Source organism: Neisseria sp. 19428wB4_WF04, from assembly GCF_015235335.1.
In the GTDB taxonomy this organism is placed as follows: Bacteria; Pseudomonadota; Gammaproteobacteria; order Burkholderiales; family Neisseriaceae; genus Neisseria; species Neisseria musculi.
Genome location: NZ_JADGLG010000088.1, coordinates 1 through 5,474 on the forward strand (window position 1 = coordinate 1; position 5,474 = coordinate 5,474).

General features: G+C 49.6%; 8 protein-coding genes and 2 pseudogenes. 9 read left to right on the forward strand and 1 reads right to left on the reverse strand.

The features are described 5' to 3' along the window. Positions 1–190, forward strand: a pseudogene (locus IR141_RS11970) (IS1595 family transposase); the annotation flags it as partial. A 312-nt stretch (positions 191–502) separates the two neighbouring features. Here IR141_RS11970 and IR141_RS11975 read toward each other — a convergent pair. After that, a complete protein-coding gene (locus IR141_RS11975; protein ID WP_135037586.1) occupies positions 503–1,012 on the reverse strand; it encodes a hemerythrin domain-containing protein in 510 nt (169 codons plus the stop codon). Positions 1,013–1,305: 293 nt separating this feature from the next. On the opposite strand from IR141_RS11975, the gene IR141_RS11980 reads away from it, so the two are divergent. The 8 genes and pseudogenes from IR141_RS11980 to IR141_RS12015 all read left to right on the forward strand — a co-directional run. Next, positions 1,306–1,761 carry a DoxX family protein gene (locus IR141_RS11980; RefSeq protein ID WP_135037589.1) on the forward strand — a complete coding sequence of 152 codons (456 nt, stop codon included), beginning with the start codon at positions 1,306–1,308 and terminating at the stop codon, positions 1,759–1,761. A 70-nt stretch (positions 1,762–1,831) separates the two neighbouring features. After that, entirely contained in the window at positions 1,832–2,176 is a 345-nt protein-coding gene (locus tag IR141_RS11985; RefSeq protein WP_135037592.1) for a hypothetical protein, read from the forward strand. 88 nt (positions 2,177–2,264) lie between these two features. Further along, the gene (locus IR141_RS11990; RefSeq protein WP_135037595.1) at positions 2,265–2,552 is read left to right on the forward strand and encodes a hypothetical protein; all 288 of its coding nucleotides are present in this window, start codon (positions 2,265–2,267) and stop codon (positions 2,550–2,552) included. Between the two features lie 310 nt (positions 2,553–2,862). Further along, positions 2,863–3,708: a DUF692 domain-containing protein gene (locus IR141_RS11995; RefSeq protein ID WP_194198398.1), complete on the forward strand. Its 846-nt coding sequence runs from the start codon at positions 2,863–2,865 to the stop codon at positions 3,706–3,708. Continuing rightward, positions 3,695–4,441 (forward strand): DUF2063 domain-containing protein, encoded by a 747-nt coding sequence (locus IR141_RS12000; protein ID WP_135037600.1) that lies wholly within the window; start codon positions 3,695–3,697, stop codon positions 4,439–4,441. The genes IR141_RS11995 and IR141_RS12000 overlap by 14 nt, the downstream gene beginning before the upstream one ends. Further along, a complete protein-coding gene (locus IR141_RS12005; RefSeq protein WP_135037602.1) occupies positions 4,422–5,036 on the forward strand; it encodes a sigma-70 family RNA polymerase sigma factor in 615 nt (204 codons plus the stop codon). The genes IR141_RS12000 and IR141_RS12005 overlap by 20 nt, the downstream gene beginning before the upstream one ends. Continuing rightward, positions 5,023–5,202 carry a zf-HC2 domain-containing protein gene (locus tag IR141_RS12010; RefSeq protein ID WP_135037605.1) on the forward strand — a complete coding sequence of 60 codons (180 nt, stop codon included), beginning with the start codon at positions 5,023–5,025 and terminating at the stop codon, positions 5,200–5,202. Before IR141_RS12005 ends, IR141_RS12010 begins: the two co-directional genes overlap by 14 nt. A gap of 156 nt (positions 5,203–5,358) precedes the next feature. Then, a pseudogene (locus IR141_RS12015) lies at positions 5,359–5,474 on the forward strand (IS1595 family transposase); the annotation flags it as partial.

Here is a 5,474-nt window from a genome sequence, read left to right on the forward strand (position 1 = left end):
GTTTGCCGACCGACACAACCATATCAACGGCATTGAGAATTTTTGGAATCAGGCGAAACGTGTCTTGCGCAAATACAACGGAATCGACCGAAAATCTTTTCCTCTGTTCTTGAAAGAATGTGAGTTTCGTTTTAACTTCGGGACACCAAAGCAGCAGTTAAAAACTTTGCGGCTTTGGTGTGGTGTTTAGGGCTAATCTACTTCAGCCCCTAATATATTGATTAAATTTTTAAATAAATTTGTGCTGGCTTGTTATCTATACAGGTGATTAGTTGCTATGACAAAAAATGTTAAATCATGACAAAACGCGTGCGACCTTAACATTTCATTGCGGTATTGTTGCGCTTTGCTGTACTCTACAGTTTGTCGTCTTGCCGAAAATGAAGTTTCTTTACTATCAAACACTTGCGCCATACTTCGGTGTAGGTAATGAGGCCGCTGAAAAAATCTGTTGAGACTGTTTGAAAAGGTTTTCCGATGGTTTTCAACAAGGCATCAATTCCTAAGTTTTTCTACGTTCGGCCATCTTTCTTCCTGCTTCGACCAACGCTTGCGCAGGCAGGTTTCTGCCGGTTTCAAACAAAGGTTCTTCCAGTGCCAGATGGGCATCGTAGCCTGTGCTGAAGCGTTGGAGTACATCGGTTTGCAGGCGGTAGGCGGGGTCGGTCAGCAGGCCGGCAAATTCGTGTTCTACCGCTGCCCAGCCGACGTGCAGGCTTTCGTGCTGGCGTTGCAGTTCTTCGATATTGCTGCGCGTGTGGGGAAAGTGATACAGCAGCAGGGGGAACAAATCTTCTTCTTCTTCATCTTGGTGGTGCAGCGGAGCGGCGGTGTTGAAATATTGGCTGATCTGTTTCACCGCCTGCAATGCCGCATCATTTCGCCCGTTGGCGGCGATGTAGCCGGGCAGCATCTGCACTTGGCTGCAAAAACGGCGCACTTTGCTGTGGCAGGCATAGAGCATTTCTATGGGATTATCAAACGTTATGCTGCGGGTGTTGAAAAAATCCATCTTGTTTTCCTTATTTTGTGGCGGGTATATCATATAATAACCTTTTTCGGCAAAAAATGTTTGGGCCGTCTGAAAGGCTGTTTTTATACTTTCCCCGTTATGGTATTCTTTAATCAAAGGGCATTTTCAACATTGCTGCTGTTTTCCTTACCCGGCATTCTGCTCATGTTATTTTAAAAAATAAATTATAATTTTCAATTATTTAAAAATAAAGCTTAAAAAATCTGTAATGAAGTGTAAGAAACTGCCGTATATGCCGTCTATTCAGGCATAAACATTTGTTAGGAATTATTATGAACCGCACCGCTTGTTTGAGCCGTTTTTCCAACACTTGGGGCAAAGATATTGCGCTTTTGGGTTTGCGCCTGTTTGCCGCTTATGAATTTTGGGAAGCAGGTATCGAAAAATGGAACGGTCAAAACTGGTTTGCCGATATTCAAGGCGCATTTCCGTTTCCGTTCAGCTTGTTTCCTGCCGGCTTCAACTGGGCTGCGGCAACGGGTATCGAGCTGGTCGCGCCGCTGTTGCTGTTGTCGGGCTTGTTCGGACGCGCCGGTGCATTGATGCTGATGGTGCTGACGACAGTAGCGTGGGCGGCGGTGCACGGCGGCAATGGTTATAATGTATGTGACAACGGCTACAAAATGGCGCTGATTTATCTGGTGGTGCTGCTGCCGCTGCTGCTTCAGGGCATGGGTCGTTTTTCGCTTGACCATCTGCTGTTCGGCCGGCCGGGCAAGGCCGTCTGAAAAGCCCAAATAGGTTTTTTCACACAAGAAAAGTTTGTCCCTCTTAATTTATTTGAAAGGAATAATAAAGATGAAAACCACAACTTCTACTGCTTTGGCCGCATTGGCCGGTGCGCTGGCACTGGCGGGTTGTCAGGCCGGTTCTGCCCCCTCTGCTCCGATTGCAGCCTCTGAGCAGCATAAAGTGGGCGAGGGAAAATGCGGCGCAAGCGGCAAAGCTGCCGAAGGTAAATGCGGCGCAACATCGCACAATGGCAAGGCTGCCGAAGGCAAATGCGGCGCAGCATCGCACAGCGGTAAGTCTGCCGAAGGTAAATGCGGCGCAACATCGCACAATGGCAAGGCTGCCGAAGGCAAATGCGGCGCAGCATCGCACAGCGGTAAGTCTGCCGAAGGTAAATGCGGCAGTAAATGATGTGATGCCTGTTTGAAAGAACTACACGGGCTTTCAGACGGCTTTATCACTGTACTCTCTGTTTTTCAATACTTTTTAAAAAGGAAACATCATGAAAAAAACTTCTTCTCTGATTGCATTGGCCGGTTCGCTGGCTTTGTTGGGCGGGCAGGCAATGGCTGAAACCAAACAGCCCGCTGCCAAAACTGTGAAAACCGTTACCAAAAAAGCGCAGGAAGGCGCGTGTGGCGAGGGCAAGTGCGGTGCGGCCGGCAAGAAGGCTTCCAAAGCGGGCGAAGGCAAGTGCGGTGAGGGCAAGTGCGGCGCTTCGGCGAAAAAGAAACCTGCCAAAGCTGCCGAGGGTAAGTGCGGCGAAGGCAAATGCGGCAGTAAATAAGCGAGTTTGGCCGTCTGAATGCGGGATTTTGCCGTTATGGCGTTCAGACGGCCTCTTCGAACGGTATGCTTGAAACAGCACGATATATAGAAAATTCCGGCATTGTTGCTTTTCTTGTTTCTGCATCAAAAACCTTTTGGGAAATTTTTAAAGGTTGCCGATAACGCCGGAAAGCACAGCGAGCTATGGTTTCGAGCATAGGCAAAAATCAAGAAACGGTTATTTCAGTGGAAAAGCAAAGCTCTTTGCCATTGTAAAGGTGTAAACAGCCGGTTTTTTCCAATACTATAATAAAGGACACGAAATGAATATCTTGCGCGGTGCGGGTTTGGGTTACAAGCGCAGTATGGCCGCCGATTTTTTGCGGCTCGACCGTCAAAGCAGCCCGATCCGCTTTATCGAAATCGCCCCTGAAAACTGGTTGCGTATGGGCGGCGCGGCACGCAGGCAGTTTGACGAAGTGGCCGAGCGTTTTCCCATTGCCTGCCACGGGTTGTCGCTTTCATTAGGCGGCCAAGACCCGTTGCAGATTGATTTTCTCAAGCAGATCAAAGCGTTTCTGCGGCAATACCGCATCGGCTTTTTTTCGGAGCATTTGAGCTATTGCAGCCACCACGGGCATATTTATGATTTGCTGCCGCTGCCGTTTACCTGGGAGTCGGTGCGCCACACCGCAGCCCGTATCCGTATGGTGCAGGATTTGCTCGAAATGCGCATTGCGGTGGAAAACACTTCATATTATGCCCACAACCCGATTGCAGAAATGGATGAAGCCGAATTTCTCAACGCAGTGGTGCAAGAAGCAGATTGCGATATTCATTTGGATATCAACAATATTTACGTGAACGCCGTAAACCACGGCATTGTTGCACCAACCGATTATATCAACCGCACCGATTTGGCAAGGGTAAGCTATATTCATATGGCTGGGCACGATGAAGAAACTGCCGAACTGTTGATTGACACCCACGGGCAGGCTGTATGCGATGATGTGTGGGATTTGTTTGCCTACACTTGCCGCAGCCTGCCGCAAAATGTACCCACACTGCTGGAGCGCGACAGCAACTTGCCGCCGTTTGCCGAATTGGAGGCCGAAGTGGCACGCATTGCCGCGATTCAGCAGCAGGCGGAGAGAGCCAAACATGCAGCCGCATAACCCTATTTCTTCAGCGCAGGCGCAGGCGCAGCTTGCCGATCATATCCGCAACCCCGCGCTGCCTGCCCCCCCCGGTATCGCGCCTGAGCGCTTGGCTGTTTATACCCGCTTGGTGCGCAACAATATAAAAAGTTTTCTCGATCTCTGCTTCAGCGACAGCAGTCTGCTGGCCGATTCCGAACAATGGCAGGGCTGGCAAAACCGTTTTTTAATCGAGGCACACCCGGAATCTCCGTTTTTTAATGATATTCCCCCGCAATTTCTCGCCTATCTCAACAGCCTGCCGCAACATGAGCGGCCGTCTGAAAATATGCTGGCCGTAATGGATTTTGAAACCGCCTTGCTGCATGCCGAAACAGCCATACAGCCTGATTCAGACGGCCGCTGGCATGAGCATAGTGTGTTATCCTGGGCGCCTGCGGCCCAGCTGCAATATTACCCCTGTGATTTTGTCAGCATCGGGCCGGAGCAGATAGAAGACTCACCCTGCCATGTTTTAACTTGGCGCAACCGCAGCAACGAGGTTTATTACCGCACGATAGAAGGCACCGACCTGTTTTTGCTGCAGCATTTCCAACGCCAAAGCGACACATTTACCAATCTTTTGGCAGGCCTGCAGGAGCTGCTGCCCGAGCAGGATGTGGCGGAGCTTTTGAAACCGGCAGTTAATGACTGGGTGGATGCGGGCGTTTTACTCACAACAAAATCAACCGATGGAACAATTCAAACATAAACTTGCCGAGCTGCATTGCGATATTTTACGCTTTGCCAAAATCCAGTTGCGCGATGAATTTCTGGCCGAAGACATCGTGCAGGACACGCTGGCGGCAGCTATAGCCAAACACAGCCAGTTCCGGGGAGAGGCCGGGTTGAAAACCTGGGTGCTGAGCATACTCAAAAATAAAATTGCCGATTATTTCCGCAGCAGCAGGCACATGATAAGCCTTGAGGGTATGCAGGAAGAAAACGATGCCATTGAACGGGGCTATAACGGCTGTTTTGATGAAAGCGGCCACTGGCAGCCTGCTGCCGCTCCGCAGGATTGGCAGCCCGCGCCGGAAGACGCGCTGTTTAGACAGGATTTTTTCCGGGCGTTGGAAAACTGTATGCAGGGGCTTCCGCAAGATACTGCACGTATTTTTTATCTGCGCGAAATCATGGGCTGGGAAGTAGCTGAAATATGCAGGGAATTCAGCATCAGCAAAGAAAACTGTTACGTTATTCTGCACCGTGCCCGCAACGGACTGCGGCAATGCCTGCAGCAACGTTGGTTTGATTTGGCAGATACCGAAATAGGAGAGCAAAGAAAGAGCTATGTTGAAATGTAAAGAAGCTTGCATACTGCTTTCAGAGAGCCAAGACCGCCGGCTTTCTATGAGGGAACGCCTTTCGGTGGTGATGCATTTGGCAGTATGCCCGAACTGCCGCCGCTACTGCAGCCAACTGGCGTTTATACGCCGTAATATCAAAGAATGGCAGCAACACGAGCATTGAATCAGGAAATCTCGGTTGGATTTTCCAGCTGGGTGCAAAGGTGTTTGAATCATTCCGCCCTGATGATTGCCGTAGCATTCTGCCTTTAAGCAGGCTGCCTACCCGAAAATTACCGATGGGGCTGACGTAGATTAGCAGTCATGACAGGCTGCCAAAATGAAGATAACCCACTGTAAGTTAAAGAAGAGTCTGCAAAGAAAACTGCTTGAATATTTTGTATTGGAAGTAACCGCACGTTCTGCTGCCGATATCTTAGGTATTCAGCCCAATAC